Here is a 25,696-nt window from a genome sequence, read left to right on the forward strand (position 1 = left end):
CGAACGACTGGATACAATTCCAGCCTGTATGCATGAACACGCCTAGCTGGGGTCAGGCTCCATGCCATCCGACCCATGATCAGCGGGATAAATGCCTGACCATCCAATCAGGCCCCAAACGCCTGATGACCTTCAAGGCCCGGGAGAGAACGATGGCGCGACCGCTCACCGCACGACAGCAGAACGTCTACGATTTCATCGTCAAGACGATGGGCGAATTCGGCTATCCGCCGACACGAGCCGAGATCGCCCGCGCACTGGGATTCCGCTCTCCCAATGCCGCCGAGGAACACCTGCGCGCGCTGGACCGCAAAGGCGTCATCCGCATGATACCCGGCACCTCCCGCGGTATTCGGCTGCCAGCCGGCGTCCAGGAACCGGAACCGGGCGAAGCCAGTGTCGAGGGCTTGCCGGTCATCGGCAGCGTCGCCGCGGGCAGCCCGATTCTGGCCACCGAGCATATCGACCGTTACTGCCCCCTGCCGGCCGACTACTTCACGCCCAGCGCCGACTATCTGCTGCGCGTGCGGGGGTTGTCGATGAAGGACGCCGGGATCTTCGACGGCGATCTGCTTGCCGTTCATCGCACCCAGGAGATACGCAACGGTCAGATCGTCGTGGCGAGGCTGGAGGACGATGTCACCGTCAAGCGCTTCCAGCGCCAGGGCAGCCGCGTCACGCTGATCGCCGAAAACGCGGATTTCGAGCCGATCGTGCTCGATCTGAAGCATCAGCATCTGGAGATCGAGGGGCTCGGCGTGGGCGTCATTCGTGGCGGCAACGGCTCCGGCCTCCACTGAGGCTTTCCCCCGGCACCATGCGCAAGATTCTGCACGCCGACTGCGACTGCTTCTATGCCGCCGTGGAGATGCGCGATGACCCTTCGTTGACCCATACGCCCCTGGCGATCGGCGGGAGTGCCGAGCGACGGGGGGTCATCGCCACCTGTAACTATCCGGCGCGGAAGTTCGGCATCCATTCCGCCATGCCAACGGCGCGCGCGCTGCGCCTCTGCCCCGAGTTGAAGCTGCTACCGCCCGACTTCAACAAATACCGGGACGTCTCTCAGCAGATCCAGGCCATCTTTCACGAACTGACGCCGCTGGTCGAGCCGCTTTCACTGGATGAAGCCTACCTGGACGTGACCGAAGTCACCCGCTTTCAGGGCAGTGCCACCTGGATGGCCCGCTGGCTCAAGGAGGAGTCCCTGGCGAGAACCGGCATCGTCATCTCGGTCGGCGTCGCACCCAACAAGTTTCTCGCCAAGATCGCCAGCGACTGGGACAAGCCCGACGGCCTGTTCGTGATTCCGCCGACGGAGATGGAGTCGTTCATCACCGACCTGCCGGTCAGGAAACTGCACGGCGTCGGCCCGGCGACCGCCACCAAACTCGACACGCTCGGAATCGCCAGTTGCGCCGATCTGCGGGCCCAGCCGATGGACAAGCTGCTGGACCACTTCGGCAAGTTCGGGCGCCGTCTTCACGAGCTGGCTCACGGCATCGACGAACGTCCGGTCAATGTCTCGCGTGAACGCAAGTCCGTCAGCGTCGAGACGACCTATGACCGGGACCTGCCCCACCTGAGTGATTGCCATACGGCATTGAAGCCCTTGATCGAGAAGCTGCACGAGCGCATGGCCCGCCATGGCGATCCCGCCATCGCCAAGCAGTTCGTCAAGGTCCGCTTCGACGACTTTTCCAGCACGACCCAGGAAACGGGAGCCCGCGGCATCGTCGATGCGCGCTTCCATGAGCTGCTGGAGAGTGCATGGCGACGAGGCGAACGCCCCGTCAGGCTCCTGGGTGTCGGCGTACGGCTGGTGCCGGAGCAGGAGCAGCGCCAGCTGGGCCTGTTCGACGATGACGAACCGACGTCGCCCTGAACATCAAATGTTGCGAATCAGGAGAACACCACGGTCTTGTTGCCGTGAATGAGTACACGATCCTGCAGGTGCCATCGCAACCCGCGGGCGAGCACGGCCTTTTCCACATCGCGCCCCAGGCGCACCAGATCCTGCGGCGTATGACAATGGGATACCCGCTGGATGTCCTGCTCGATGATCGGCCCTGCATCGAGCTCTTCGGTGACATAGTGGCAGGTGGCACCGATCAGCTTGACGCCACGCTCGAACGCCTGGTGGTAAGGCTTGGCCCCGGCAAACGACGGCAGGAAGCTGTGGTGGATATTGATGACCCGCCCTGCGTACCGCTGGCAGAGATCGGGCGGCAAAATCTGCATGTACCGTGCCAATACCACGCTGTCGGCTTCGGCCGCCGTTATCAGGCGCTCGGTCTCGGCAAAGGCCGACGCCTTGTCATTCGGATCCACCGGCACGTGATGAAAGTCGATCCCGTACCAGGTCACCATGGCGCGCAGGTCGTCATGGTTGGAGATCACGCACGGAATGTCGCAATCGAGCTCCCCGGCCGACCAGCGATAGAGCAGGTCGACCAGACAGTGCGACTCCCGGGAGACCATGACCACGACCCGCTGGCGCCGGTCGGAGTCGCTGAGCCGCCAGTTCATCTCGAACTCCTCGGCGATGGGCGCGAAGGCGACTCGAAAGTCCTGGGCGCTCAGCGCATTGGCGCGAATGTCGTAGCGCATGAAAAAGCGCCCGGTAGCCAGGTCGGAGTGCTGGTTGGCCTCGATGATCGAGCCTTCCTGGGAGGCGATGAAGCTCGACACTCGCGAGACGATACCGACGCGGTCGGGGCAGGAAACGATGAGACGATAGTTGTGCGACATAACTGTGAGGACACTCTGTTAACGCGGGAGCGCTTTCTGAAAGAACTCTGGATGTAAAAAAAGCGCTCGAACTGATCATTGGGCACGGCTGCCGACCCGAACTCCGACGCTTCGGCGTCGTGCCATCGAAAGCGGAACCTCGACGACCCGCGGTCATGGCGCCTCCGCGACCGGAAGAAAGGGTTGGTCGGCGACAGCTCCAGACCCGGCGCCGGGTGACGCTGCGCCTCGATGGATTGCGCATTGTACCCCACTCGCGAGCGTCGACCAGCGTCGCCGCCCGTTTGAGCGCGCCGAGACGCATGACTTATAGTGGAACGAGATTTCCTCCTACAAGGATGCCGATGTTCCGTCCGCGCGCACAGATCCGCCCTCGTACTTATCCCCCGCTGCTGTTCCATCCACTGGGAGGATGCGGTGAAATCGGCATGAATCTGTCGCTCTACGGCCATGAGGGTCACTGGATCGCCGTGGATTGCGGCATGACGATTCGCCAGGACCTGCCGGATCAGCCCCTCCAGATTCCCGATGTCGAACATTTGTCAGCGAACGCCATGGTCCCCTCCGCGGTCTTCATCACCCATGGCCATGAGGACCATCTCGGTGCCCTGGCCTGGATATGGCCTCGTTGGAACTGCCCGGTCTACGCCACGCCCCTGGCGATCGAGATGCTGCGGGCCAAGTTCGCCGAACAGGGCCTGAGGGTCGACGCCCTGCAGACCATTCAGCCCGGCAACCGAGTGACCACCGGCCCTTTCGAGGTGACATTCCTGCCGGTGACTCACTCGATACCGGAAAGTTGCGCTCTCTCCATCATCACGCCGCGCTACAAGGTGCTGCATACCGGCGACTGGAAACTGGATGAGCACCCTCTCATCGGCGCGCCCTTCTCCGCCGCCCAGTTCCAGGCGCTGGCGCCGGTGGACCTCGTCGTGGCCGACTCGACCAATGCCGACGTGGAAGGACATTCCCGCAGCGAGACGGAAGCCGCCGAGGCCCTGGAATCGGTCATCCGGGCATGCCGGGGGCGCGTCGTGGTCAGCTGTTTCGCCAGCAATATCGCGCGTATCAAGGCGCTGGGGGCGATCGCCGAACGCACCAACCGCCGCGTGGCGCTGCTGGGACGCTCGATGGAACGGATGGTGTCGATCGCCACCCAACTGGGCTACCTCGACGATTTTCCGCCCCGGGTCCCGGCGCATGACCTGGGGTATCTCTATCCCGAAGAGGTCCTTGTCATCGCGACCGGAAGCCAGGGAGAGCCCCGCTCGGCCCTGTCTCGCATGTCGCAGGGACGGCACCCCGCTCTCGACCTGCTGGCTGACGACGATGTCATCTTCTCGGCTCGCGCCATCCCGGGTAACGAACGTCCCATTGCACGCCTCAAGGCCGGTTTCAAGCGTCTCGGCGTCAATGTCCACGACGAGCATACCGATCCCGCGCTTCACGCCTCGGGGCACCCGGCCCGCGAAGAGCTGCGCCAACTCTACCGGTGGTTACGACCGAAGATGCTGTTGCCGGTCCATGGGGAGGCTTCCCATCAGCAAGCGCACCGTGACTTGGCGTCTGCCATGGGCATCCGCGTTCCCCAACTGGTCAAGAATGGTGTCGTGCTGTCTCTGGATGCGGAGACCCTGGCGCACAGCAGCACGCACCATCTCAGGCCTCAGCTCATCGCTTCCAGGATGCGCCCCGGAGAGCGCTCGCACCCGGTGTCGGCCCGCCGGCACGCCAAGTCGCTGTCGATCGCGCTGAATGTCTTGCCGACCGAGACCGGCTGGACCCGCATCGGGCAGATGTTGTGGGACAGCGAGATATCGCTTCCACTGGATGAAGACGCGCTGGCCGACTGGCTGGACGAGCGGATAGACGCCATCACGGCGGAGACGTTACTCCAGCTCCGCCAGCAACTCTTCGGGCCACTACGCGAGTGGCTTCACGAACACCTGCCCACATCGCTGGAGATCCATCTGCAACTGATGCCCGCCGATCCGCAGCCGGAGTACGAAGTGCGCACAGCCCCCTAGCGCAAAAGAGATCGGGGAGAGAGTCGTCCACGCGCCTGGCATGATCGATTCTTCCCTGGCCATGACTCTCTTCGATGGGCTTCGATGGGCTTCGATGGGCTTCGATGGGCATCAACTGTCAGAGACAGAAACCAGAAAAGCGCGTCTGCCGAGTGGCAGGACGCGCTTTTCCGGGAATACCTGCTCGGGAATGTCTCTACATCATGCCACCCCGGGCCCGTGGCATATCCTCAGTTCTTGCTGGCGTTCTTGGGCGGCCGACCGCGACGCTTGCGCGGCTGTTCGCCGACCAAATCATCCATCGACAATCCAGCGTTGTTCATCGCCTCTCGAATCTCGGCCAACTTCTTCTGCTTGTCGGCTTCCTCTTTCTGGCGCTCGTGATCTTCCTGCTGCTTTTGCTCGATCACTTCCCCGATGACTTCCGACAGTTTGTGCAGTTGTTCCATGCTCAACTGACGGGCGGCGGCGCGAGCCACATTCTTATTGCGAGCGATGCGTTCCAATGACTCGGTGGACATCGTCCTCTCCTTGCTGGATTCCAATACGGCATTACACCGGTTGTTTTGATGAAAGTATATTCTTACCACCCTTCTTGGCAAGAAATTAAATCAAAAAGGCACGCCTTATTCGCGTGCCTTTACTCCCACAAGTGGCTCGAGGTTTGACGAGAATGGGTTTTAACCGCCCGTCATATTCATGAAGCGAACGACTTGTACATCGCCATCCGTCGAAAAGTGATGACGTTCCGGCTTCAAATCCATGGCCGCTATAATCTGCTCCTTGAGCGGCTCCAGTTGACCGGGATAGCGCCGCAGGGTTTCGCGTAGATCCACGGAATGCTCGTTCCCCAGACACAGTAGCAGCCGGCCTTCAACCGTGACACGAACCCGATTGCAGGTACTGCAGAAGTTATGGCTATGGGGCGAGATGAAGCCGACCCGACAATCACTATCGGGCATGCGGAAATATCGCGAGGGACCCAATGTGCTCTCGGGTGACGGCATGAGGGGGTAACGGGACTCGATTCGTGTCTGGACCTCATCGCTCGAATAGAAGGTTTCTCCCCGGGAGTGGTCAGACACGTCGCCCAGCGGCATCTCCTCGATAAAGCTGATATCCAGCTTCTCGTCGCGGGCGAACTCTACCAGATCGAGCACTTCATCGTCGTTGCGGCCGCGAAGTATGACCGCATTCAGCTTGATTCGCTCGAAGCCAGCGTCCTGGGCCGCGTGAATCCCATCGATCACCCGCTCCAGATCCCCGGTTCGCGTCAACCGCTTGAACCTCTCGGGGTCGAGGGAATCCAGACTGATATTGAGGCGGGTCATACCGCCGCTGTAAAGAGCCTGGGCATGACGACGCAGTCCGGCGCCATTGGTCGTCATGGCGAAATCCTTCAACCCCGGCAAGGTGCCGATATTGGTCACCAGATCACCGATACCTCTTCGCACCAGCGGCTCGCCACCGGTCAACCGGATCTTCTCCACGCCGAGCTCGGTAAAGGCGCGCGCGACCTGGTAGAGCTCCTCCAGCGACAGGACCTGGTCCCGGGGCAGGAACGTCATCTCTTCGCTCATGCAGTAGACACAGCGAAAATCGCACCGATCCGTTACCGAGATCCGTACATAACGGACGTGGCGTGAAAACTTGTCGATCAAATCGGTCATGAAAGCTCCCAGCGTTTGGCGGCCTCGCGATCGCTCGGCCGCTCGGACACCCAGTAAGAGCCGCTGTCGGTATGCTCTTTTTTCCAGAAAGGAGCCCGCGTTTTCAGGTAATCCATGATGAAATCGCACGCCTCGAATGCGGCACGGCGATGCGGGCTGGCCGTCATGACCAGCACGATGGCATCTCCAGGCTCGAGACGGCCAACGCGATGAATGATGGTGACGGCCTGCAGCGTCCAACGCTCACCGGCTTCGAGCGCGATTTCATGGAGCGACTTTTCCGTCATGCCGGGAAAGTGTTCCAGCGTCAGAGCCGTGACATCCGGCCTCTCGTTGGCATCTCTTACCCGGCCCGTGAAACTGACGACGGCACCGACATCCAGACGCCCCGCTGTCAAACGACGCTGCTCCGCTTCCGTGTCGAAGGTCGCCTTCTGTACGCTAATCGCAATTTTCATGGTGGACTCTGTACGCTCAACCGCCGGTGACCGGCGGAAAGAAAGCGATCTCGTCCCCCGGTGAAATGGCGGCTCCGTCCTGACTCATGGCTTCGTTGCATGCGCAAAGGACGCGCTGGTCCAGGAGCGCCTTGAACTTGGGGTCCCGCTCGATCAGCGCCAACTTGACGCCCGCGATATCGGGCGAAGGGAGTCTTTCCCACTCCAGATGGTATTCACCGGTCCCGAGGCGCTCCCTGAGCTCTGCCAGGAACTGCACTCTCAACGTCTTGGTCGGCGCCGCGGCCCCGCCCTCCCCGGAAGAGGCCGGCGGGGAGTCGAGTGCGGCCTGCCGCGACCAGTCTCCCGAGCGGCCGCCGCTCTTCTGCTCGAGGCGAACCCCGTCGATGATCATGCCCCTGTCGACCGCCTTGCACATGTCGTAGAGCGTCAGGCAGGCCACGGAAACCGCCGTCAATGCCTCCATCTCGACCCCGGTACGACCATTGAGACGGCAGAACGCCTCGACGTGAACGCAGTTTTCCGCAGCGTCCAGGGTGAACTCGAGGCTGACTTTGGACAGGGCCAATGCGTGGCAAAGCGGAATCAATTCGTGGGTCCGCTTCGCCGCCTGAATGCCGGCGATCCTGGCCGTGGCCAGTACGTCGCCCTTGGGCAGATCGCCATCGGCCAGCAGCGCCAGCGTCGAAGCCTGCATGTGAACCGAGCCACGGGCCCGGGCTTCACGCCGCGTCTCCTGCTTGTCGGCGACATCGACCATGTGGGCTTCGCCACGCGCATTGAGATGCGTGAGAGTCATGCTGAACTCGCCTCGTTTTCCATCGTTGGATCAAACATCAAGTGTAGCTTGATCGTCGCGCCGGTGCCTGCCGCGCATCCGCCACCGGATGCCGGCGATGCAACGATCCCGGCGATGACGACGCCGGTCGTTCAGCGTTGCGCCCTGGGCTGCCAGGCAGCGGCCCAGTCGACGACCCAGGTCAGGATCTCCCCCGGATCGTCCAGGTTCAGACGGGGGAGCCCCGTCGGCAGGCGGGCGAGCGTTCCGGGGGGCACCTCGTCTGGCTTGTAGGCCACGGCCTGCACCCAGGGATCCTGTTCCGCCGCCCACGCTTGGTCGGAATCGCTGCGATAAAGTTCCAGCTTCGGAATCGGCCAGCGCTTGAACCCCTCGACCAGAATCAACCTCGGCTTCAAGCTGGCGACCTGCGCCACCAGCGCGGGCAGGTCAGGCTCCTGCTGCCCGGGCGTTTCCATCATGAGCGCGAAACGCCGGCCGGAGGCCACCACCATGGGTGTCGCTCCCGCCTCGCGCAGGCGATGACTGTCCTTGCCGGGCTTGTCGATATCGAAGTCGTGATGCGCGTGCTTGATGACGGCTGCCGGCCAACCCCGCGCCCGAAGCAGGGGCAACAGGGTCTCCAGTAGCGTCGTCTTGCCGGTTCCGCTCCAGGCGGCGATTCCCAGCAGAGGAACGTCGCAGGCGGGCATGTCGATGGTGTCACTCATGGCAACTACCCGGCGAGCTGGCGTGGCCACCCTGGGCGCGCCCCGCCAGCTCGACCTCGCCGGGGGTATTGAGGTTGGCGAACTGCGCTTCCTGGGCGGGGAAATCGACCTGAATCCAGCGGTGGCGATCGTACCAGCTGACGACCCGGCCGCCGCCCGCCGCCAGCCATTGCGACAGATCCGCGCCCAGGGAGCTGCGTATCAGCGCCACCAGAGGCTGCAGTCGCCTGCCATCGTGGGCGACCGCGATATCCGCCTCGCCGATCGCACCCGAGAGCCGGCTCAAGGTATCGACGGGAAGCCAGGGCATGTCCACCGGCGCCAGTAGTATCCACGGCGTGGAAACTTCCCGCAGGGCGCCCAGTACGCCGGCCAGCGGCCCCGGATAGTCGGGCAGCGAATCCGTGACGACGGCGTGACCCAGCCGACGATAGCGCCCGAGATGGCGATTGGCGCTGATCACGACGCGACCCACCTGCGGCGACAGACGCTGCAGCACCTGTGTGACCAGCGGCAGGCCGTCGAACTCTACCCACCCCTTGTCGACACCGCCCATGCGCTGTCCGCGGCCGCCGGCCAGCAGCACCCCCGTGACGTCGGTTCGCTCGATCACCGGGTACCGAAGATCTTGTCGCCGGCGTCGCCCAGTCCCGGAACGATATAGCCATTCTCGTCGAGTCGTTCGTCGACAGACGCGGTGTATATCTCGATCTCGGGATACGCCTTCTGGACCCGCTCGATGCCCTCCGGCGCCGCCACCAGCACGATGACCTTGATCTGCTGGCAGCCCCGCGCCTTGAGCATGTCCAACGTCGTCACCATCGATCCGCCCGTGGCCAGCATGGGATCGATCACGATCGCCAGGCGCTCGTCCAGGGCACTGACGAACTTCTCGAAATAGGGCACCGGCTCCAGCGTCCCCTCGTTCCGGTAGAGACCCACGACACTGATCCGCGCACTGGGGATCAGGTCGGTGACGCCGTCCAGCATTCCCAGGCCGGCACGCAGGATCGGCACGATGGTGACCTTCTTGCCCTTGATCTGTTCGACCTCGATCGGGGAGCCGTTCCAGCCCTCGATCGTCGCCGGCTCCATCTCCAGGTTCTTTGTCGCCTCGTAGGTCAGCAACTTGGCCACCTCGCAGGCCAGTTCACGGAAGCTCTTGGTACTGATGTCCGCCGCACGCATCAGTCCGAGCTTGTGTTTGACCAGGGGATGGGAGATGGGGTGCACACTCATGATCGACGCCTTCGTCAAAATGGGAAACACCGATATTGTACGCGACCTGCCAGGGGTCAGGCGACGCTGGCAGGCAACTGCCAATCGATCGGCTCCAGGCCCCGCGACTGGAGAAAATCGTTGGCCTGGGAAAAGTGGCGAGTGCCGAAGAAGCCGCGATGCGCCGACAGCGGCGACGGGTGCGGCGCGTGCAGCACCAGGTGCTTGCCGCGATCGACGAAGCTCGCCTTCTTCTGGGCGTAACTGCCCCACAGCAGGAAGACGACACCGTCGCAATGCTCGTTGATCACCTGGATGGCACGATCGGTGAAGGTCTCCCAGCCGCGATTGCGGTGGGAACCGGCATTGCCCTGCTCCACGGTCAACACGCTGTTCAGCAGCATCACGCCCTGTCGGGCCCAGCTTTCGAGAAAGCCGTGATTGACCGGCGCGGTACCGACGTCGCTGGCCAGCTCCTTGTAGATGTTCTGCAGCGATGGCGGTGTCGGTACCCCGGGGCGTACCGAGAAACAGAGCCCGTGGGCCTGGTGGGGCCCGTGATAGGGATCCTGTCCCAGGATCACCACCTTGACACGCTCCAGCAGCGTCAGTTCGAAGGCGCGAAACCAGTGGGACGAGTGGGGATAGATGACCTTGTGGGCCGCCTTTTCCTGGGCGAGAAATTGACGCAGCGCCTGCATGTAGGGGGCACGAAATTCATCGCCGAGATAGGCGTTCCAGCTGTCGGGTAAGGGCGACTGGGCCATGGATTCGCTCCGCAGCGGTCAGGATTTGGGTGGACGAACCTGATCGACCAGCGGCTCGACGTAGGCGTGCCCCAGATCCCACGGGAACTGGATCCAGCAATCCTGTGCCACCTCGGTCAGATACTGATCGACCAGCGGTCGTCCTTCGGGTTTGGCGTAGACGGTGACGAAATGGGACTTGGGCAGCATGTCGCGCACGGCACGGGCCGTCTTGCCGGTATCGACCAGGTCATCGACCAGCAGCCAGCCGTCGCCATCGTGGTCGACGCCCTTCATCACGTCCAGCTTCCCCTGCGACTGCTCGTCGTAGCTCTTGATGCAGACGGTATCGATCAGGCGGATGTTGAGTTCGCGGGCGATCAACGCCGCCGGAATCAGGCCGCCGCGAGTGATCGCGACGATCCCCACGAAGTCGCGCTCGACGAGTCGATGGCAGAGCGCCCTGACGTCGCGATGAATCTGATCCCAGGAAACGGTGAAATGATGCTGGTAACGATTGGCGGTCATGGCGGGTCCAGGCAATGGGTCGGGCCGCCATCGATCGATGACGGCATCGTGGCTCGCGTTGGATGACGAGGGGCCTATTCGTCCTCGGTGAAGCTGCAGACCGCGAAGACGCTGTAGCCCGCTTCGCGAATCTTGGTCGAGCCCCCCAGCTCCGGCAGGTCGAGGATGGTCGCGGTCTCGACGACATGCCCGCCGCTGCGCTGAATCAGCGATGCGGCCGCCAGCATGGTGCCGCCGGTGGCAATGATGTCGTCGATCAGCACGATCCGGTCCTGCTCGCGAAAGGCATCGGCATGCAGCTCCACCGTCGATTCGCCGTACTCGAGGGTGTAGGTTTCGCTGATGGTGCGGAATGGCAGCTTGCCCTTCTTGCGCACCGGCACGAAGCTGCAGCCCAGTTCATAGGCCAGCGGCGCGCCGACGATGAATCCTCGTGCATCGATCGCCGCGATGGCATCGACCTCGAGCTCCTGGTAGCGGTGCACGAAACTGTCGATCAGCTTGCGGAAGGCGGCGCTGTTCTGGAGCAGCGGCGTGATGTCACGAAAATTGACGCCGGGCTGGGGCCAGTCGGGTACGGTGCGAATGACCGACTTGATATAGTCGCCGTAGATGCTGCTGCTCATCGAAGAAACTCCATTGACCGAACACGGCGCGCCCGGGGATGACCATCGCGGAACGATAAATCCTGGCGCAAAGGCGTCCATGTTACCCAAGCCGGCGCCACGGTGCGACCTGCTCGGGAACGCCTGCATCGTCGGTGCCCGAGCGTGCCGCCAGCGCCGAACCGGTCGCTCAGGCGCGGCCGGCCAGTACCCGCTCCACGGTCTCGACGATCGCCTGGGTCTGGGGATCGATCTCGACATTGACCCGATCCCCCAGCGAGCGCTCTCCGATCGTGGTCCTCGCCAGCGTCTCCGGGATCAGGTTGACGCAGAAGCGCTCCGGCTCCACGGCGCCCACTGTCAGGCTGATGCCATCGATCCCGATGTACCCCTTGTCGAACACGAATCGCGCCAGGTCCGGCGACAGTTCGAACCACAGTCGGCGATTGTTAGGCGCCTCGTCGATCTCCACCAGTCTGGCCATCGCCATGACGTGGCCGGACATGGAATGGCCGCCGATCTCGTCGCCGAAGCGCGCCGCGCGCTCGAGGTTGACCCGATCTCCGGCGACGAGGTCACCCAGGTTGGTCAAGCGCAGCGTCTCGCGCATCAGGTCGAAACTGACGTTCTCGCCCTCGATCGCCGTCACCGTCAGACAGCAACCGTTGTGTGACACCGACGCGCCCAGCGTCAGACCCTCGCGCATCGCCGGCGACATCGATACCACATGCGTGTGCAGCTGCTCACGCGCCTCGATGGCCACTACGGTCCCCACATCCTGCACGATCCCGGTAAACATGCCCCCTCCTGGCCTCAACGGATGACGAACCAACGAAGGCAGACGCCCTCGGCGGCAGAGATCGGGAATTCTAGCATGCCGGCCTCACCGGGCATGAATCGGCCGCAGCGGAACGCGCCTGCCGGATCTCGTCCCCACATCTTCGACCGGCGGCGACGGCCTTCCCCCGGCGGCGACGATTATCCGGCCGCCGGTCGGCCTCGATAGCGCCAGGCCGGAATCGACGTGGTAAAGTGCCAGCGAATGTTATCGACCTGTCATGGCCGTGGTTCGACGCCAGGGGTGGAGAACCGCCAAGCCATTCAGATACCCGCCAGCCAGGAGGCTCATGACGTCAATCACGCCAGCCACCGCCGCCTCCCCTGGCCGTGCCGCCGCCAGCGAAGCCCGCAAGCAACGTATTCGCGATGCCGCGCTGACGCTGTTTTCCCGGTTCGGCCTACGCGGCGCCAGCCTGGATGCCATCGCCGACCAGGCCGGGGTCTCCAAGACCAACCTGCTCTACTACTTCCCCTCCAAGGAGAAGCTCTACGTTTCGGTCCTTCAGCAGATCCTGGAGACCTGGCTGGAGCCGATGCGCGCCATCGACGCCGATCAGCCCCCGGAAGCCGCGATCGGTCACTACATTCGTTTCAAGGTCGAGCTGTCGAGGGATCACGTGCAGGCGTCGCGCCTCTTCTGCCTGGAGATGATCCAGGGTGCACCACTGCTGAAGGAAGCGCTGCGACACCACTTGCGCGCGCTGGTCGAGGAGAAATCGAAGGTCATCGAGGGCTGGATCGCTGACGGCAGTCTGCTGCCGGTCGATCCGCATCACCTGATATACCTGCTGTGGGGAACCACCCAGCACTACGCCGACTTCGCCGTCCAGATCGAGGCGATTTCCGGCAGGACGCTAGCCGACCCCGATTTCTTCGAAGCCACGGTCGACAATATTCAACGCATCGTGCTGGGCGGTTTGCTACCGCGGACGAACGGCGACGCCTGACTCGCGGCGCTGCCGGCGCAAACGCACCGCAGCGGTCGCCCGGACTCCGCGAGATCCGTATACTATCGCGCTCATCGACGCGGGGCCGTAGCCGATGATGCGCTGACTTCACGCCACGCCGCCCCGCTCCCTCCCGACACCCAGACAGACGCTTTCGACACGCCCAATGATCACACTGGACAACGTTTCCAAAACCTACGGCAGCGGGCCCGGGGCCGTGCAGGCGCTGAAAGAGATCGACCTGCAGGTACCCAAGGGCACGATTCACGGCGTCATCGGCCTCTCGGGCGCCGGCAAGTCGACGCTGATCCGCTGCGTCAACCTGCTCGAGCGGCCCACCGCCGGCCGCGTCGTCATCGACGGGCAGGAACTCACCGCCATGGACGCCGCCGCCCTGCGTCAGGCACGGCATCAGTGCGGCATGATTTTTCAACACTTCAATCTGCTCACCAACCGCACCGTCTACGACAATGTGGCACTGCCGCTGGAGCTGATGGGCCAGTCGCGCCAGACCATCCGCGAGCGCGTGCTGCCGCTGCTGGAGATGACGGGGCTGGCGGACAAGACGAAGCAGTATCCGGCACAACTCTCGGGCGGCCAGAAACAGCGCGTGGCCATCGCCCGCGCCCTGGCCAGCCGGCCCAAGGTGCTGCTGTGCGACGAAGCGACCTCGGCGCTCGATCCGCAGACGACGGCATCGATCCTGTCGCTGCTGCAGGAGATCAATCGACAGCTTGGGTTGACCATCCTGTTGATCACCCACGAGATGGAGGTAGTGAAGACCATCTGCCATCGCGTGGGGCTGATCTCCGACGGACGTCTGGTCGAGGACGCGGACGTGGGCGACTTCTTCACCGCGCCCGGCACGCAGCTGGGACGGGAGTTCCTGAACGACTTCCTCAAGCTGGAAGCGCCCCAGGCCCTGATCGAGCGTCTCGAGCCGGAGGCCGGACCGAATACCCACCCGGTGGTGAGGCTGACGTTCTCGGGCGACAGCGTCGCCACGCCGCTGATCTCGCGACTGGCACGGGAGCACGGCATCGACGTCAGCATCCTGCAGGCCAAGGTCGAATCCATTCAGGGACGTACGCTGGGCCTGATGATCGCCGAGCTGATGGGCAGCGACACGCAGACCCGCGAAGCCCTGGCGACACTCGAATCCTTTGATCTGCATGTGGAGGTACTGGGCCATGTCCAGCGCACTGATTGATCTCGTCTGGCAGTCCACGCTGGAGACACTTTACATGGTTGCCGTCGCCGGCATTCTGTCGGCGCTGGCCGGCGTCCCGCTCGGGGTGCTGCTCTACGTGACGCGGCCGCGCCAGATCCTGGCGCAGCCGGTGGTCAACACGGTGCTCGGTGTCGTCACCAACGTCGGCCGCTCGGTACCGTTCATCATCCTGCTGGTGGCGATCATTCCCTTCACCCGCCTGATCGTCGGCAGCTCCATCGGCACCAACGCCGCCGCCGTGCCGCTGACCATCGCCGCCATCCCGTTCGTCGCCCGGCTGGTCGAGGGTGCGCTCAACGAGGTCTCGCCCGGCCTGGTCGAAGCCGCCCAATCGATGGGCGCGACGCCGATGCAGATCATCATGAAGGTGCTGCTGCCGGAGGCGCGTGGCGGCATCATCAACGGCCTGACGATCACCATCGTCGCCCTGGTCAGCTACTCCGCCATGGCCGGCGCCGTGGGCGGCGGCGGGCTCGGTGACCTGGGTATCCGCTACGGCTACAACCGCTTCAACCCCACCGTGATGCTGATCACCGTGGTGGTGCTGGTGGTCATGGTGCAGCTGTTCCAGAGCCTGGGGGACTATCTGGTGCGCAAAAGCGATCACAAGTGATCGTCGAGCCTCACTAGACTCATAACCAGAATGAATTACCGTGATCGCCGTTATTCCGTTATATTTCAGCGGTCACCGGGCATTCGAATCCATGCCCGAACGTCTCATCATCAGGGAGAATGTCGCCAAATGCCGATTTCACTGACACGTACGCTGAGCGCCGCCGCACTGAGCCTTGGGCTGGTCGCAAGCGCCGCGCAAGCCGCCGACACCATCAAGGTCGGTACCATGGCCGGCCCCGAGACCGATGTGATGCAGGTGGCCAAGCAGGTCGCCAAGGAGAAGTACGGCCTCGATGTCGAGATCGTCGAGTTCACCGACTACGTGACGCCCAATGCCGCGCTCGCCGACGGCAGCCTGGACGCCAACGCCTATCAGCACGAACCCTACATGCAGTCGATGGTCAACGACCGCGGCTACGACTTCGCCATCGCCGGCAAGACGTTCGTCTATCCGATCGGCGCCTACTCCGCCAAGTACGACAGCATCGACGAGCTGCCGGACGGCGCGACGATCGCCGTGCCCAACGACCCGACCAACGAAGGGCGGTCGCTGATCCTGCTCGACAAGCACGGGCTGATCACGCTCGACGATGCCGAGAATCTGGAAGCGACGCCGATCGACATCACCGAGAACCCGCACGACTACTCGTTCAAGGAGATCGAGGCCGCCCAGATGCCGCGCGTGCTGCAGGACGTCGATATGGCCTTCATCAACAGCACCTTCACCCAGCCCGCCGGCTTGACCCTGGACGATGCGCTGATCAAGGAAGGCCCGGACTCCCCCTATGTCAATCTGATCGTCGTGCGGGGCGGCGACCAGGACCGCAAGGAGATTCAGGAGCTGGTCAAGGCCTACCAGTCCGACGCGGTCGCCGACAAGGCCCAGGAGCTGTTCCAGGGGGGCGCCGTTGCCGGCTGGAAATGATCACGGCGGCGTCACCAATGTGACGAGCCAGACATCATGATCATCACGAAACCAGCGCCTCGGCGCTGGTTTTCGTTTCCGCCCTGCCCCTGCCCGTTCCACCCCCGAAGGACATCCACGATGACCGATTACGATCTCCTCGAGCGTCAACTGACAGCGCTTCTGGACACGCGCGACTGGCTGACCAACGCAGCCCAGACCAGCGCCTTCCTGATGCAGGCCCTCGACGACCTGAACTGGGTCGGCTTCTACCTCCAGCGCCAGCCCGAGACGCTGATTCTGGGCCCCTTCCAGGGCCTGCCCGCCTGCAACCCGATCCCGTTCTCGAAAGGCGTCTGCGGTGCCGCGGCACGCTCGCGCCAGACCCAGCGAGTCGACGATGTCCACGCCGTTCCGGACCATATCGCCTGCGATGCCGCCTCCCGTTCCGAACTGGTGGTGCCGATTCTCCTGGGTGAAAAGGTCTGGGGGGTGCTGGATATCGACAGCCCGGTGCCTGCGCGCTTCAGCCACGCGGACCAGGCCGGTATCGAACGCCTGTGTCGCGTGTTCAGCGACGCCAGCGACCTGCCGCCGCCCGCCTGAAGGCGAGTACCCCATCCCCCTGGATTGAGGCACGGAAGCCCGGCCTCAATCCAGGAAGACACCCAGTTCGTCGTCCGAGCGCACCAGTTGCAGGATATCTTCATAGAGCGCCAGCAGATCCAACGCCAGCGGCCGACGAACCTCCCGCGGCATCTCGCCCAGGGCGTGCTCCTCCCGGCGCCCGCTGGCGATATTGTGGTAGAGCCCGATCGCCAGGTGCACGGCAGCGGCGTAGGGCGAGAAAGGCACGGCATCCAGCGGCTTGTCCTGGTAGGTCAGCGCGTTGCAGATGGTCTCCGGGAACCGCCAGCGACGGCCCAGCTCGGCACCCACCTCGCTGAACGTGTAGCCGAACTGGTTGGCTTCCAGCTCGGCGCGAGGGGCACCTTGGGCCACCAGCGCATCGATTCGTCGCATGGTTTCCGGATCGGCGATGTGCATCAACGCCGATCCCACGTGATGCAGGATGCCGCAGGTGAACGCGGTCTCCGGTGCCAGATCGCCCAACTGACTGTGACGGACAATCGTGCGGCTGAGATTGGCGACCATGAACGATTCACGCCAGAACGCCTTGCGATCGAGCCCGGGGACGTCCTTGAGCATGCCGACCATGCCCGAGGCGATGACGAGCGTGCGCACGCGATCGAATCCCAGCAGCAGCAGGGCGTCGTCGATCGTCGCCACGTTGCGCCCTACGCCGTATCGCACGGAGTTGGCCGAACGAAGCAGCTTCAGGCTCAGGTTGGGATCTTTGTGAATGGTGGCGGAAACACGGTGAACACTGATTCTGTCGTTGTCCAGGCTGGCAATCAGCTCGGTGACGACAGCGGGAACGCTGGGTAACTGGTGAATGTGTTCGAAAAGCGAGTTGAATGGCATGGTCTACTCCTGCTATCCCCCCATGTTATCTATCGCCCGGGCAAAAGTCGTGAGAGCGAGGTGCAGAATAGGCCGTTACGGGTCGGTGGGACAAAAAAATCCCGCCGGAGAACCGGCGGGAAGGTCGCCGCCCAGGCGACAGCAATCACTTATATCGAGTACGGCCCCTATCCTTAACTCTCCTGCCAGGATTTCACCATCTCGGCGTAGGGGACGGTCTTGCCCTGCGGCTTCTCGTTGTCGAGCTTGGGCTTGGGCGCGCCGGGCTGATCCAGCCAATACTGCGCATCGCGGGGTTCGTTCAGCTTTGGCCCGCAGTTCGGCTGGACATTGGCCCGCTCCAGACGCTCCATCATGCGATCCTGGGCGTCCGCCAACCCATCCAGGGCCTGCTGCGCGCTGGTCTCGCCGCTGACGGCCTGGGAAATATACTGCCACCACAGCTGCGCCAGCTTGGGATAGTCCGGCACGTTGGTGCCGGTCGGCGACCACTGCAGTCGCGCCGGGCTGCGGTAGAACTCGACCAGGCCACCCAGCTTCGGTGCGGCATCGGTCATCGCCTGGGACTGGATGTCGGACTCCCGGATCGGTGTCAGCCCCACCAGCGTCTTCTGCAGCGAGACCGTTTTCGAGGTCACGAACTGGGCATAGAGCCAGGCCGCGAGACGGTTCTTCTCGGGCGTCGATTTCATGAAGGTCCAGGCCCCCACGTCCTGATAGCCCTTCTTCATGCCGTCCTCCCAATACGGCCCCACCGGCGACGGCGCCATCCGCCACTTGGGCGTGCCATCCTCGTTGACCACCGGCAGGCCCGGCTGGGTCATATCGGCGGTAAAAGCCGTGTACCAGAAGATCTGCTGGGCGACGTTGCCCTGCGCCGGCACCGGTCCCGCTTCCGAGAACGTCATGCCCTGGGCTTCCGGCGGCGCGTAGGCGTGCAGCCAGTCGATGTACTTCTGGGTGGCGAACACCGCGGCCGGACCGTTGGTGGCACCACCTCGGGTGACGTTCGAGCCCACCGGCCGACAATCCTCGACCCGAATCCCCCACTCGTCCACCGGCAGGCCGTTGGGGATGCCCTTGTCGCCGGCCCCGGCCATCGAGAACCAGGCGTCGGTGAAGCGCCATCCCAGCGAGGGATCCTTCTTGCCGTAGTCCATGTGGCCATAGACACGCTGGCCGTCGATGTCGTGGACGTCATTGGTGAAGAAGTCGGCGATGTCCTGGTAGGCCGACCAGTTCACCGGTACGCCCAGTTCGTAGCCGTACTTTTCCTTGAAGCGCGCCTTGAGATCAGGGTCGTCGAACCAGTCGGCGCGGAACCAGTAGAGATTGGCGAACTGCTGGTCGGGCAGTTGATAGACCTTGCCGTCCGGCCCGGTGGTGAACGAGAGCCCGATGAAATCATCCAGATCCAGCGTCGGCGAAGTCACTTCGGCCCCGTCGCCTTCGATCATGTCGGAAAGCGGCACCACCTTGCCGTAGCGGAAATGGGTACCGATCAGGTCGGAATCGTTGACGTAGGCGTCGTAGATGTTGCGACCGGACTGCATCTGGGTCTGCAGCTTCTCGATCACGTCCCCTTCCTGGATCAGGTCGTGCTTCAACTGGATGCCGGTGATCTCGCTGAAGGCGCGGGCCAGCACCTCGGACTCGTACTTGTGGGTGGTGAGCGTCTCCGACACGACGTTGATCTGCATGCCACGGAACGGTTTGGCGGCGTCGATGTACCACTGCATCTCGGCCATCTGCTGCTCGGGCGTGAGCGTCGACGTCTTGAACTCGTCACCCAGCCAGCGTTTGGCGGCGTCCTGATACTGGTCGGCGATCGCGGTTCCCGAAACGGCCATCAGACCCGCAAGGCCGATGCCGATGCCCAGTGGCGCCCGGCGTCGCGATCCGGCGTGCTTGATATCGAACATAGCGTTAACCCTCGTTGTTATGCTGCATTTGCTGTCTTGGCGCTATCCGAAGAGCAATGATCCCTGGTCGATGCGTTACCCCCATTTCATGATGATTGCCATTCCTGCCACGCAGATCGCCGTCGCGACCCAGAGCGGCCAGTCGGTCAGTGCCAGAACCAGCAAATGGCCGTATGCCGCCGCCAGCAGACCAATGAACAGCCGATCGCCCCGAGACGTGGAGATCGGCAGGAAGCCCTTGCGCTCTCGGCCGGGCGATACGGTCTGCCAGACCGTCATCGCCACCAGCAGTGCCGCGATCGCGGCAAAGAACAGTGCCGTCGGTAGTGTCCAGGCCATCCAACCCATGGTGACTCCCCCTCTCTCTGGACGAACGGATCAGACGCGTCCCAGGGCGAAGCCCTTGGCCACGTGGTTGCGCACGAAGTAGATCACCGCGATACCGGGCAGCAGCGCGACCACGCCCGCGGCCGCCAGCACGCCCCAGTCGATCCCCGACGCCGAGACCGTGCGGGTCATCTGCGCCACGATCGGTTTGGCATCGACCGAGGTCAGCGTCCGCGCCAGCAACAGTTCGACCCAGGAGAACATGAAGCAGAAAAACGCCGTGACGCCGATGCCGGGCCGGATCATCGGCAGGAAAATCCGGATGAAGAACTTGGGGAAGGTGTAGCCGTCGATATACGCGGTCTCGTCGATCTCCTTGGGCACCGACGACATGAAACCCTCGAGAATCCATACCGCCAGCGGCACGTTGAACAGGCAGTGCGCCAGGGCCACCGCGATCGGCGTATCGAACAGCCCCACCGCCGAGTAGAGCTGGAAGAACGGCAGCAGGAACACCGCCGGTGGTGCCATCCGGTTGGTCAGCAGCCAGAAGAACATGTGCTTGTCGCCCAGGAAGCGATAGCGCGAGAACGCATAGGCGGCCGGCAACGCCACCAGCAGCGAGATCAGCATGTTCATCGAGACATAGCTCAGGGAGTTCAGGTAGCTCATGTACCAGGTCGGCTCGGTCAAGATGACCCGGTAGTTGTCCAGCGTCGGCGCCGTGGGCCAGAGCGTCAGTCCGCCGAGGATTTCCCGGTTCGACTTGAACGACATGTTGACGAGCCAGTAGATCGGCACCAGCACGAACAGCAGATAGACCAGCATCACCAGGCTCTTGCGCAGTCTCATGGCGGCGTCATCCCTTGTCGTCGTTGTGGGTCATGGCGGTGTAGAACACCCAGGTCACCAGCAGAATGATCAGGAAGTAGATCAGCGAGAACGCCGCGGCACGGCCCAGATCGAACTGGCCAAGCGCCATCTGGGTCAGCGTCTGGCTGAGGAAGGTCGTGGCGGTGCCCGGCCCGCCACCGGTGAGCACGAACGGCTCGGTGTAGATCATGAAGCTGTCCATGAAGCGCAGCATGACCGCGATCAACAGCACGTTCTTGAGCTTCGGCAATTGAATGAATCGAAACACCGCCCAGTGGGAGGCACGGTCGATCCTCGCCGCCTGGTAGTAGACGTCCGGAATCGAGCGCAGCCCGGAATAGCACAGCAGCGCCACCAGCGACGTCCAGTGCCAGACATCCATCACCAGCACGGTGATCCAGGCATCCCGCGGGTTGGAGGCGTAGTTGTAGTCGAGCCCCAGACTGTTGAGGGTCCAGCCATACAGGCCGATATCCTCCCGCCCGATGATCTGCCAGATCGTCCCCACCACGTTCCACGGCACCAGCAGCGGCAGTGACAGTAGAATCAGACTGAACGGCACGCCCAACCCGCGCCGAGGCATCGACAGCGCAACGATGATGCCGAGCGGCACCTCGATGGCCAGCACGCAGAACGAGTAGATGAACTGCCGCACCAGCGAATCGTGCAGTCTCGGATCCGCCAGGATCTCCCGATACCACTCGGTGCCCACGAAATAACGCGTGCTCGGATCGAAGATGTCCTGTACCGAATAGTTGACCACCGTCATCATCGGGATGATGGCGCTGAAGGCCACCAGCACGAATACCGGCAGCACCAGCCACCAGGCCTTGTTGTTATAGGTTTTCATCAGCCACTCCCACCAGATGGTCATCGATATAGAAGCGCTGCCAGGCTTCGGGGAAGTGCACGCCGGTTCGCCCTTCGGGAACGCTGGCCTCCTCTCCCAGGCGCGCCTTGATCACCGGCGCCGATGGCGCATCGAGGCGCACGTCGACGATCTTGAAGGTGCCCTGGTCCTGGACCAGATCGACGTAGCCGTGCAGGACGGCATCGTCGGCCGCCACCAGTTGCACGAACTCCGGTCGGATGCCGAGCTGCAGGCGCCCTCCCTCGCGCTGCCGAAGCTGGTCGACGATCGCGTCGGGCACCGCCAGCGCGTGGCCGTCGAACTCGACGCCCGATGCCCCCAGCGCAATATCCAGCAGATTCATGCCGGGGCTGCCGATGAAGTAGCCGACGAAGGTATGCTGCGGGTTCTCGAACAGCTCGCGCGGGGTGCCGAACTGCACGATCTGGCCTTCGTACATCACCGCGATCTTGTCGGCGAAGGTGGACGCCTCCAACTGGTCATGGGTGACGTAGACCATCGTCACGTTGAAGCGCTGATGGATCTCCTTGAGCTTGCGCCGCAGCCGCCACTTGAGCTGCGGGTCGATCACCGTCAACGGCTCGTCGAACAGGATCGCCGCCACGTCGTCGCGCACCAGGCCGCGCCCCATCGACACCTTCTGCTTCTCGTCCGCCGTCAGATTCTGCGCCTTCCGGTTCAACAGCGGCTCGATCTCCAGCGCCTCGGCCACCTCTCTCACCCTGGCATCGATGCGCTCTCGAGACTGCCCCTGATTGCGCAGCGGAAACGCCAGGTTCTCGTGGACGGTCATGGTGTCGTAGACCACCGGGAACTGGAAAACCTGGGCGATGTTGCGTTGCTGCGGGGTGAGATCGTTGACCGACTTGCCGTCGTAGAGCACCCGCCCTTCCGAGGGCACCAGCAGACCGGAAATGATGTTGAGCAGCGTGCTCTTGCCGCACCCCGACGGCCCCAGCAGCGCGTAGGCTCCGCCCTGCTCCCAGACGTGGTCCATCGGCCTGAGCGCATAGTCGGCCGGGCCCGAAGGTGCACCGTGATAACTATGGGCCAGTTGTTCCAGGCGAATCTCGGCCATCTAGAGGTCTCCTCGCACGCCGGGCGATGTCGATCGCGATGAGGGAGGTGACAGCACCAGGTCGCCCCCGGGCTCGAACACGAAGAGCTGGCGAAACGGGACCTGGACGTCCAGCGCCTGATCCACGCCGAACTCGTGAATCCCGATCAGGTGCGCGACCAGATCGATCCGGTCATGCGCGAGATGCAGGAAGGTCTCGGAACCGCTGATCTCCGCGACGCGCACGACGGCGGGCAGGCGCAACGCCGCCTCCGAGAGCGGCCGGAGCGACCAGTGATGGGGCCGGATACCAACCTGATAGTCGCCCTCGGAGAGCGATCTCCAGATCTCGGGCAGTGCTTGGCGCTGATCGGCGATACGGCACTCGCCGCCCTGGATCGTCATCGGCATCAGGTTGATCGGTGGCTCGCCGAACAGCGTGGCAGCTTCACGGTTACGGGGATGACGATAGACCTCGTCGCTGGGACCGCTCTGGACGATTCGCCCCTGATGCAGCAGCGTCGTCGTCCCGCCCAGCGCCAGCGCCTCGGCGGGCTCGGTGGTGGCGTAGACCGCGATGGTGTTGCGCGACTCGAACAGCTTGCGCATCTCCACCCGCAGCGCCTCTCGCAGCTTGTAGTCGAGGTTGACCAGCGGCTCGTCGAACAGCACCAGTTCCGCATCCTTGACCAGCGCCCTGGCCATCGCCGTGCGCTGCTGCTGGCCGCCGGAGAGCTCCTGCGGATAACGGCCCAGCAGGTGCTGGATTCCCAGCATCGCTGCGGTCTCCTCGACCCGGCGGGTGATCTCCTGCCGCGCCACCCTGGCCTGCTTGAGCGGCGAGGCGATATTGTCGAAGACCGTGAGCGTGGGATAGTTGATGAACTGCTGATAGACCATCGAGACGTTACGCTGGCGAACCGGCAAGTGAGTCACGTCACGGCCGTCGAGGTACACCCTGCCGTGGTCGGGCCTGTCCAGCCCGGCCATCAACCGCATCAATGTGGTCTTGCCCGCCAGCGTGTGTCCCAGCAGCACATTGAATGACCCCGGCTCCAATGTCAGGCTGGCATCGCTGATATAGGTTTCGCCTCGCACCGACAGTGTCACGTTGTCGAGTTGTAATGACATGAGTGGCGCCGTTCCCTTTTTCTCTTTCGAGCATCCTAAAACACTCTTCTTATAAAGCTATACGACGAAAAAAGTAGGCGTGGACACCAACCACAACGGCATTTTAAACATTTGTTTTATATACTTTTAATTCAATTAACACCTTAGTCTTAACCACTAATGTCCAACATCCCATGCGAGTTTCGGCAGTATGGCGGCGTCGAAAAAAGCGTTCTTGCGGCGGGGTTTGTTCGAAAACCAACATGGTTCGCGGATGCAGGTGCCGAACATCGATGGCGGCGGGCGCCGATGGTCGGCCTACGACAAAAGGGGAAATCGCGGACACAAAAAATCGCCGGGAGCGATTTTTGACGTCGCGTCAGCGACGGCCAGCATGGTGCCCGCCAGGGATGGCAGGGCATAAAAAAACCCGAGCCGAAGCTCGGGTTTCGAATCTGGTAGGACCAAGCGGATTTGAACCGCTGACCTCCACGATGTCAACGTGGCGCTCTAACCAACTGAGCTATGGTCCTGAAGATATTGTCGCACGCCCATGTGAACTGGTAGGACCGAGCGGATTTGAACCGCTGACCTCCACGATGTCAACGTGGCGCTCTAACCAACTGAGCTACGGTCCTGCAATGACGACGGGCTCGCCGTGACAACGGATGCGAATTCTACCCGGGCGGACACGGAATGCAACCCTCTGGCCGTAAAAAAACTGACCTCAACTGCCTGTCACGGCGAGACAATTCCTCCCGGAACACGGCGTTGGCGTCGGGCGTCCCCGGTGCGCCCCAATGCCGCCACGTCGAGGCGATGCCCCTGTCGGCCCTTTCCGTTTTCCCAGATTGCGGAAGGAGCCCTCCAGCATGGCGCTGCCGCAGGCCAGATGACCGAGACACCCTGCCCATCTTCGTTTTCGATTGGCAACAATGCGAATTCGCTTTCCAACACCTAGACCATGGTCGTAGCCATGAAGGCCCCGATACGGCCAACCGAGACAACGGCAAGGCCTACAGCTTTGATAAACTGCCGGCTCGGATCAGTCACAGAATCGTCAACGGAACGCGGCAGGAAACCACCATGACACAGCAGGAACGTCACGAAGCCATCGTCGAGCTGGTCAAGCGGCAAGGCTATGCCTCGATCGAACAGCTCGCCAGAGACTTCGACGTCACGCCCCAGACGGTGCGCCGCGATCTCAATCAACTGGCGGAAGAGGGCGTCGTCAAACGTGTCCATGGCGGCGCGGGCCTGGAGTCGAGCACCGTCAACACCGCCTATCACACGCGCAAGACGCTGAACCTGGACGCCAAGCGCCGTATCGCCGAAATGCTGGCGAGCCACATTCCCGACTCCTCGTCGCTGTTCATCAACATCGGCACCAGCAATGAGTTCATCGCCGAAGCGCTGTGCCAGCACAGCGGGCTCGAGGTCATCACCAACAACCTCAACGTGGCGGCCATTCTGCAGCACAAGACCGACTTCAATGTCATCGTCGCCGGCGGCCAGGTTCGCTCGCGGGACGGCGGCATCATCGGCGAGGCCACCATCGATTTCATCAATCAGTTCAAGGTCGACTACGGCATCATCGGCATCAGCGGCATCGATGGCGATGGCTCGCTGCTGGAATTCGACTATCAGGAAGTCCGCGTGGCGCAGGCCATCCTGCGCAACTCCCGCCAGGTTTTCCTGGCAGCGGATCATTCGAAGTTCCACCGCAACGCCGTGGTACGCCAGGGCAACCTCAGCCAGATCAATGCCTTTTTCACCGATCGCCAACCACCCGATGCGCTGCGTCGATTGATGCGCGAGCATGATGTGGCGCTCTACGTCGCCGATCCTTCGATACCCGCGGATATCGAGACCCTGCCCGCCCACGCCGGCTGATCTCGAGGCCCCCTGCAATCAGCCGGCCATGCGCCGGCCTTGTCACCAGTCAACCCGTTGCCTTTTCACTCCCCATCGCGCCTCCCCATAGGATCGAGGAAACCGTCTC

General features: G+C 63.0%; 28 protein-coding genes and 2 tRNA genes. 9 read left to right on the top strand and 21 right to left on the bottom strand.

What is annotated here, in order from left to right:
* Nucleotides 1-152: 152 nt before the first annotated feature.
* Both lexA and dinB read left to right on the top strand, forming a co-directional pair.
* Nucleotides 153-800, top strand: coding sequence for a transcriptional repressor LexA (gene lexA / locus Q0602_RS24245; protein WP_295037385.1), 648 nt, complete (start codon nucleotides 153-155; stop codon nucleotides 798-800).
* 17 nt (nucleotides 801-817) lie between these two features.
* The gene (gene dinB, locus Q0602_RS24250) at nucleotides 818-1,885 is read left to right on the top strand and encodes a DNA polymerase IV (RefSeq protein ID WP_298848731.1); all 1,068 of its coding nucleotides are present in this window, start codon (nucleotides 818-820) and stop codon (nucleotides 1,883-1,885) included.
* Between the two features lie 17 nt (nucleotides 1,886-1,902).
* Here the strand turns inward: dinB and purU are convergent, their stop codons facing one another.
* Nucleotides 1,903-2,751: a formyltetrahydrofolate deformylase gene (purU, locus tag Q0602_RS24255; protein ID WP_295037381.1), complete on the bottom strand. Its 849-nt coding sequence runs from the start codon at nucleotides 2,749-2,751 to the stop codon at nucleotides 1,903-1,905.
* Nucleotides 2,752-3,095: 344 nt separating this feature from the next.
* Here purU and Q0602_RS24260 point away from each other — a divergent pair, with 344 nt between their 5' ends.
* Nucleotides 3,096-4,778 (top strand): ribonuclease J, encoded by a 1,683-nt coding sequence (locus Q0602_RS24260; protein ID WP_298848733.1) that lies wholly within the window; start codon nucleotides 3,096-3,098, stop codon nucleotides 4,776-4,778.
* A 230-nt stretch (nucleotides 4,779-5,008) separates the two neighbouring features.
* Here the strand turns inward: Q0602_RS24260 and Q0602_RS24265 are convergent, their stop codons facing one another.
* The 11 genes from Q0602_RS24265 to Q0602_RS24315 form a co-directional block, all read right to left on the bottom strand.
* Entirely contained in the window at nucleotides 5,009-5,299 is a 291-nt protein-coding gene (locus Q0602_RS24265) for an H-NS family nucleoid-associated regulatory protein (RefSeq protein ID WP_110599309.1), read from the bottom strand.
* A gap of 159 nt (nucleotides 5,300-5,458) precedes the next feature.
* On the bottom strand, nucleotides 5,459-6,448 hold the full coding sequence (moaA, locus tag Q0602_RS24270) for a GTP 3',8-cyclase MoaA (RefSeq protein WP_298848736.1): 990 nt from the start codon (nucleotides 6,446-6,448) through the stop codon (nucleotides 5,459-5,461).
* The gene (gene moaE / locus Q0602_RS24275; RefSeq protein WP_295040244.1) at nucleotides 6,445-6,906 is read right to left on the bottom strand and encodes a molybdopterin synthase catalytic subunit MoaE; all 462 of its coding nucleotides are present in this window, start codon (nucleotides 6,904-6,906) and stop codon (nucleotides 6,445-6,447) included. The genes moaA and moaE overlap by 4 nt, the downstream gene beginning before the upstream one ends.
* Before the next feature lie 16 nt (nucleotides 6,907-6,922).
* Entirely contained in the window at nucleotides 6,923-7,705 is a 783-nt protein-coding gene (gene moaC / locus Q0602_RS24280; RefSeq protein WP_298848738.1) for a cyclic pyranopterin monophosphate synthase MoaC, read from the bottom strand.
* A 131-nt stretch (nucleotides 7,706-7,836) separates the two neighbouring features.
* Nucleotides 7,837-8,415 carry a molybdopterin-guanine dinucleotide biosynthesis protein B gene (gene mobB / locus Q0602_RS24285; RefSeq protein ID WP_298848740.1) on the bottom strand — a complete coding sequence of 193 codons (579 nt, stop codon included), beginning with the start codon at nucleotides 8,413-8,415 and terminating at the stop codon, nucleotides 7,837-7,839.
* Nucleotides 8,408-9,028, bottom strand: a complete 621-nt coding sequence (mobA, locus tag Q0602_RS24290) for a molybdenum cofactor guanylyltransferase MobA (RefSeq protein WP_298848742.1) — start codon at nucleotides 9,026-9,028, stop codon at nucleotides 8,408-8,410. The genes mobB and mobA overlap by 8 nt, the downstream gene beginning before the upstream one ends.
* Complete coding sequence (gene upp / locus Q0602_RS24295; protein WP_298848743.1) at nucleotides 9,025-9,654, bottom strand: uracil phosphoribosyltransferase; 630 nt, start codon at nucleotides 9,652-9,654, stop codon at nucleotides 9,025-9,027. Before upp ends, mobA begins: the two co-directional genes overlap by 4 nt.
* A gap of 56 nt (nucleotides 9,655-9,710) precedes the next feature.
* The gene (ung, locus tag Q0602_RS24300) at nucleotides 9,711-10,400 is read right to left on the bottom strand and encodes a uracil-DNA glycosylase (protein WP_298848744.1); all 690 of its coding nucleotides are present in this window, start codon (nucleotides 10,398-10,400) and stop codon (nucleotides 9,711-9,713) included.
* Nucleotides 10,401-10,418: 18 nt separating this feature from the next.
* Nucleotides 10,419-10,907 (bottom strand): xanthine phosphoribosyltransferase, encoded by a 489-nt coding sequence (gene gpt / locus Q0602_RS24305; protein ID WP_149435671.1) that lies wholly within the window; start codon nucleotides 10,905-10,907, stop codon nucleotides 10,419-10,421.
* 74 nt (nucleotides 10,908-10,981) lie between these two features.
* Complete coding sequence (locus tag Q0602_RS24310) at nucleotides 10,982-11,533, bottom strand: adenine phosphoribosyltransferase (protein ID WP_149435670.1); 552 nt, start codon at nucleotides 11,531-11,533, stop codon at nucleotides 10,982-10,984.
* Nucleotides 11,534-11,702: 169 nt separating this feature from the next.
* Nucleotides 11,703-12,311, bottom strand: a complete 609-nt coding sequence (locus tag Q0602_RS24315) for a riboflavin synthase subunit alpha (RefSeq protein ID WP_298848745.1) — start codon at nucleotides 12,309-12,311, stop codon at nucleotides 11,703-11,705.
* Nucleotides 12,312-12,639: 328 nt separating this feature from the next.
* Between Q0602_RS24315 and rutR the strand changes: the two genes are divergently transcribed.
* From rutR to Q0602_RS24340, 5 genes are all read left to right on the top strand, one after another.
* On the top strand, nucleotides 12,640-13,299 hold the full coding sequence (gene rutR / locus Q0602_RS24320; protein ID WP_298848746.1) for an HTH-type transcriptional regulator RutR: 660 nt from the start codon (nucleotides 12,640-12,642) through the stop codon (nucleotides 13,297-13,299).
* 166 nt (nucleotides 13,300-13,465) lie between these two features.
* A complete protein-coding gene (locus Q0602_RS24325; RefSeq protein WP_298848747.1) occupies nucleotides 13,466-14,509 on the top strand; it encodes a methionine ABC transporter ATP-binding protein in 1,044 nt (347 codons plus the stop codon).
* Entirely contained in the window at nucleotides 14,490-15,143 is a 654-nt protein-coding gene (locus tag Q0602_RS24330; protein WP_295040982.1) for a methionine ABC transporter permease, read from the top strand. The genes Q0602_RS24325 and Q0602_RS24330 overlap by 20 nt, the downstream gene beginning before the upstream one ends.
* Before the next feature lie 129 nt (nucleotides 15,144-15,272).
* Complete coding sequence (locus Q0602_RS24335) at nucleotides 15,273-16,070, top strand: MetQ/NlpA family ABC transporter substrate-binding protein (RefSeq protein WP_298848748.1); 798 nt, start codon at nucleotides 15,273-15,275, stop codon at nucleotides 16,068-16,070.
* 120 nt (nucleotides 16,071-16,190) lie between these two features.
* Nucleotides 16,191-16,655 carry a GAF domain-containing protein gene (locus Q0602_RS24340; protein ID WP_298848749.1) on the top strand — a complete coding sequence of 155 codons (465 nt, stop codon included), beginning with the start codon at nucleotides 16,191-16,193 and terminating at the stop codon, nucleotides 16,653-16,655.
* Nucleotides 16,656-16,700: 45 nt separating this feature from the next.
* On the opposite strand, the gene Q0602_RS24345 is transcribed toward Q0602_RS24340, so the two are convergent.
* The 9 genes from Q0602_RS24345 to Q0602_RS24385 form a co-directional block, all read right to left on the bottom strand.
* Nucleotides 16,701-17,534: an HDOD domain-containing protein gene (locus Q0602_RS24345; protein WP_295040977.1), complete on the bottom strand. Its 834-nt coding sequence runs from the start codon at nucleotides 17,532-17,534 to the stop codon at nucleotides 16,701-16,703.
* A 173-nt stretch (nucleotides 17,535-17,707) separates the two neighbouring features.
* Nucleotides 17,708-19,384: an ABC transporter substrate-binding protein gene (locus Q0602_RS24350; protein ID WP_298848773.1), complete on the bottom strand. Its 1,677-nt coding sequence runs from the start codon at nucleotides 19,382-19,384 to the stop codon at nucleotides 17,708-17,710.
* A 147-nt stretch (nucleotides 19,385-19,531) separates the two neighbouring features.
* Complete coding sequence (locus tag Q0602_RS24355) at nucleotides 19,532-19,804, bottom strand: DUF2160 domain-containing protein (RefSeq protein ID WP_298848750.1); 273 nt, start codon at nucleotides 19,802-19,804, stop codon at nucleotides 19,532-19,534.
* A 30-nt stretch (nucleotides 19,805-19,834) separates the two neighbouring features.
* Nucleotides 19,835-20,635, bottom strand: a complete 801-nt coding sequence (locus Q0602_RS24360) for a carbohydrate ABC transporter permease (RefSeq protein WP_298848751.1) — start codon at nucleotides 20,633-20,635, stop codon at nucleotides 19,835-19,837.
* Nucleotides 20,636-20,642: 7 nt separating this feature from the next.
* Nucleotides 20,643-21,509 carry a carbohydrate ABC transporter permease gene (locus tag Q0602_RS24365; protein WP_295041051.1) on the bottom strand — a complete coding sequence of 289 codons (867 nt, stop codon included), beginning with the start codon at nucleotides 21,507-21,509 and terminating at the stop codon, nucleotides 20,643-20,645.
* On the bottom strand, nucleotides 21,493-22,605 hold the full coding sequence (locus Q0602_RS24370) for an ABC transporter ATP-binding protein (protein WP_298848753.1): 1,113 nt from the start codon (nucleotides 22,603-22,605) through the stop codon (nucleotides 21,493-21,495). The genes Q0602_RS24365 and Q0602_RS24370 overlap by 17 nt, the downstream gene beginning before the upstream one ends.
* Nucleotides 22,606-23,715: an ABC transporter ATP-binding protein gene (locus Q0602_RS24375; RefSeq protein WP_298848755.1), complete on the bottom strand. Its 1,110-nt coding sequence runs from the start codon at nucleotides 23,713-23,715 to the stop codon at nucleotides 22,606-22,608. It lies immediately after the preceding gene.
* 435 nt (nucleotides 23,716-24,150) lie between these two features.
* Nucleotides 24,151-24,227 (bottom strand) — tRNA-Val (locus Q0602_RS24380).
* A gap of 28 nt (nucleotides 24,228-24,255) precedes the next feature.
* Nucleotides 24,256-24,332, bottom strand: a tRNA-Val gene (locus tag Q0602_RS24385).
* 448 nt (nucleotides 24,333-24,780) lie between these two features.
* On the opposite strand from Q0602_RS24385, the gene Q0602_RS24390 reads away from it, so the two are divergent.
* Nucleotides 24,781-25,587: a DeoR/GlpR family transcriptional regulator gene (locus Q0602_RS24390; RefSeq protein WP_298848757.1), complete on the top strand. Its 807-nt coding sequence runs from the start codon at nucleotides 24,781-24,783 to the stop codon at nucleotides 25,585-25,587.
* Nucleotides 25,588-25,696: the final 109 nt, after the last annotated feature.

Origin of the sequence: uncultured Salinicola sp. (assembly GCF_937921195.1) — a bacterium.
Taxonomy (GTDB): domain Bacteria; phylum Pseudomonadota; class Gammaproteobacteria; order Pseudomonadales; family Halomonadaceae; genus Salinicola.

Coding starts and splice junctions, on each gene's coding strand:
- Q0602_RS24325 (WP_298848747.1), top strand. CDS start 13,466: ATGATCACACTGGACAACGTTTCCAAAACCTACGGCAGCGGGCCCGGG.
- Q0602_RS24265 (WP_110599309.1), bottom strand. CDS start 5,299: ATGTCCACCGAGTCATTGGAACGCATCGCTCGCAATAAGAATGTGGCT.
- Q0602_RS24360 (WP_298848751.1), bottom strand. CDS start 20,635: ATGAGACTGCGCAAGAGCCTGGTGATGCTGGTCTATCTGCTGTTCGTG.
- mobB (WP_298848740.1), bottom strand. CDS start 8,415: ATGAGTGACACCATCGACATGCCCGCCTGCGACGTTCCTCTGCTGGGA.
- ung (WP_298848744.1), bottom strand. CDS start 10,400: ATGGCCCAGTCGCCCTTACCCGACAGCTGGAACGCCTATCTCGGCGAT.
- lexA (WP_295037385.1), top strand. CDS start 153: ATGGCGCGACCGCTCACCGCACGACAGCAGAACGTCTACGATTTCATC.
- moaC (WP_298848738.1), bottom strand. CDS start 7,705: ATGACTCTCACGCATCTCAATGCGCGTGGCGAAGCCCACATGGTCGAT.
- upp (WP_298848743.1), bottom strand. CDS start 9,654: ATGAGTGTGCACCCCATCTCCCATCCCCTGGTCAAACACAAGCTCGGA.
- moaE (WP_295040244.1), bottom strand. CDS start 6,906: ATGAAAATTGCGATTAGCGTACAGAAGGCGACCTTCGACACGGAAGCG.
- Q0602_RS24370 (WP_298848753.1), bottom strand. CDS start 22,605: ATGGCCGAGATTCGCCTGGAACAACTGGCCCATAGTTATCACGGTGCA.
- Q0602_RS24315 (WP_298848745.1), bottom strand. CDS start 12,311: ATGTTTACCGGGATCGTGCAGGATGTGGGGACCGTAGTGGCCATCGAG.
- Q0602_RS24350 (WP_298848773.1), bottom strand. CDS start 19,384: ATGGCCGTTTCGGGAACCGCGATCGCCGACCAGTATCAGGACGCCGCC.
- moaA (WP_298848736.1), bottom strand. CDS start 6,448: ATGACCGATTTGATCGACAAGTTTTCACGCCACGTCCGTTATGTACGG.
- gpt (WP_149435671.1), bottom strand. CDS start 10,907: ATGACCGCCAATCGTTACCAGCATCATTTCACCGTTTCCTGGGATCAG.
- Q0602_RS24260 (WP_298848733.1), top strand. CDS start 3,096: ATGTTCCGTCCGCGCGCACAGATCCGCCCTCGTACTTATCCCCCGCTG.
- Q0602_RS24340 (WP_298848749.1), top strand. CDS start 16,191: ATGACCGATTACGATCTCCTCGAGCGTCAACTGACAGCGCTTCTGGAC.
- purU (WP_295037381.1), bottom strand. CDS start 2,751: ATGTCGCACAACTATCGTCTCATCGTTTCCTGCCCCGACCGCGTCGGT.
- Q0602_RS24310 (WP_149435670.1), bottom strand. CDS start 11,533: ATGAGCAGCAGCATCTACGGCGACTATATCAAGTCGGTCATTCGCACC.
- Q0602_RS24335 (WP_298848748.1), top strand. CDS start 15,273: ATGCCGATTTCACTGACACGTACGCTGAGCGCCGCCGCACTGAGCCTT.
- Q0602_RS24355 (WP_298848750.1), bottom strand. CDS start 19,804: ATGGGTTGGATGGCCTGGACACTACCGACGGCACTGTTCTTTGCCGCG.
- Q0602_RS24390 (WP_298848757.1), top strand. CDS start 24,781: ATGACACAGCAGGAACGTCACGAAGCCATCGTCGAGCTGGTCAAGCGG.
- Q0602_RS24345 (WP_295040977.1), bottom strand. CDS start 17,534: ATGCCATTCAACTCGCTTTTCGAACACATTCACCAGTTACCCAGCGTT.
- Q0602_RS24330 (WP_295040982.1), top strand. CDS start 14,490: ATGTCCAGCGCACTGATTGATCTCGTCTGGCAGTCCACGCTGGAGACA.
- Q0602_RS24375 (WP_298848755.1), bottom strand. CDS start 23,715: ATGTCATTACAACTCGACAACGTGACACTGTCGGTGCGAGGCGAAACC.
- rutR (WP_298848746.1), top strand. CDS start 12,640: ATGACGTCAATCACGCCAGCCACCGCCGCCTCCCCTGGCCGTGCCGCC.
- dinB (WP_298848731.1), top strand. CDS start 818: ATGCGCAAGATTCTGCACGCCGACTGCGACTGCTTCTATGCCGCCGTG.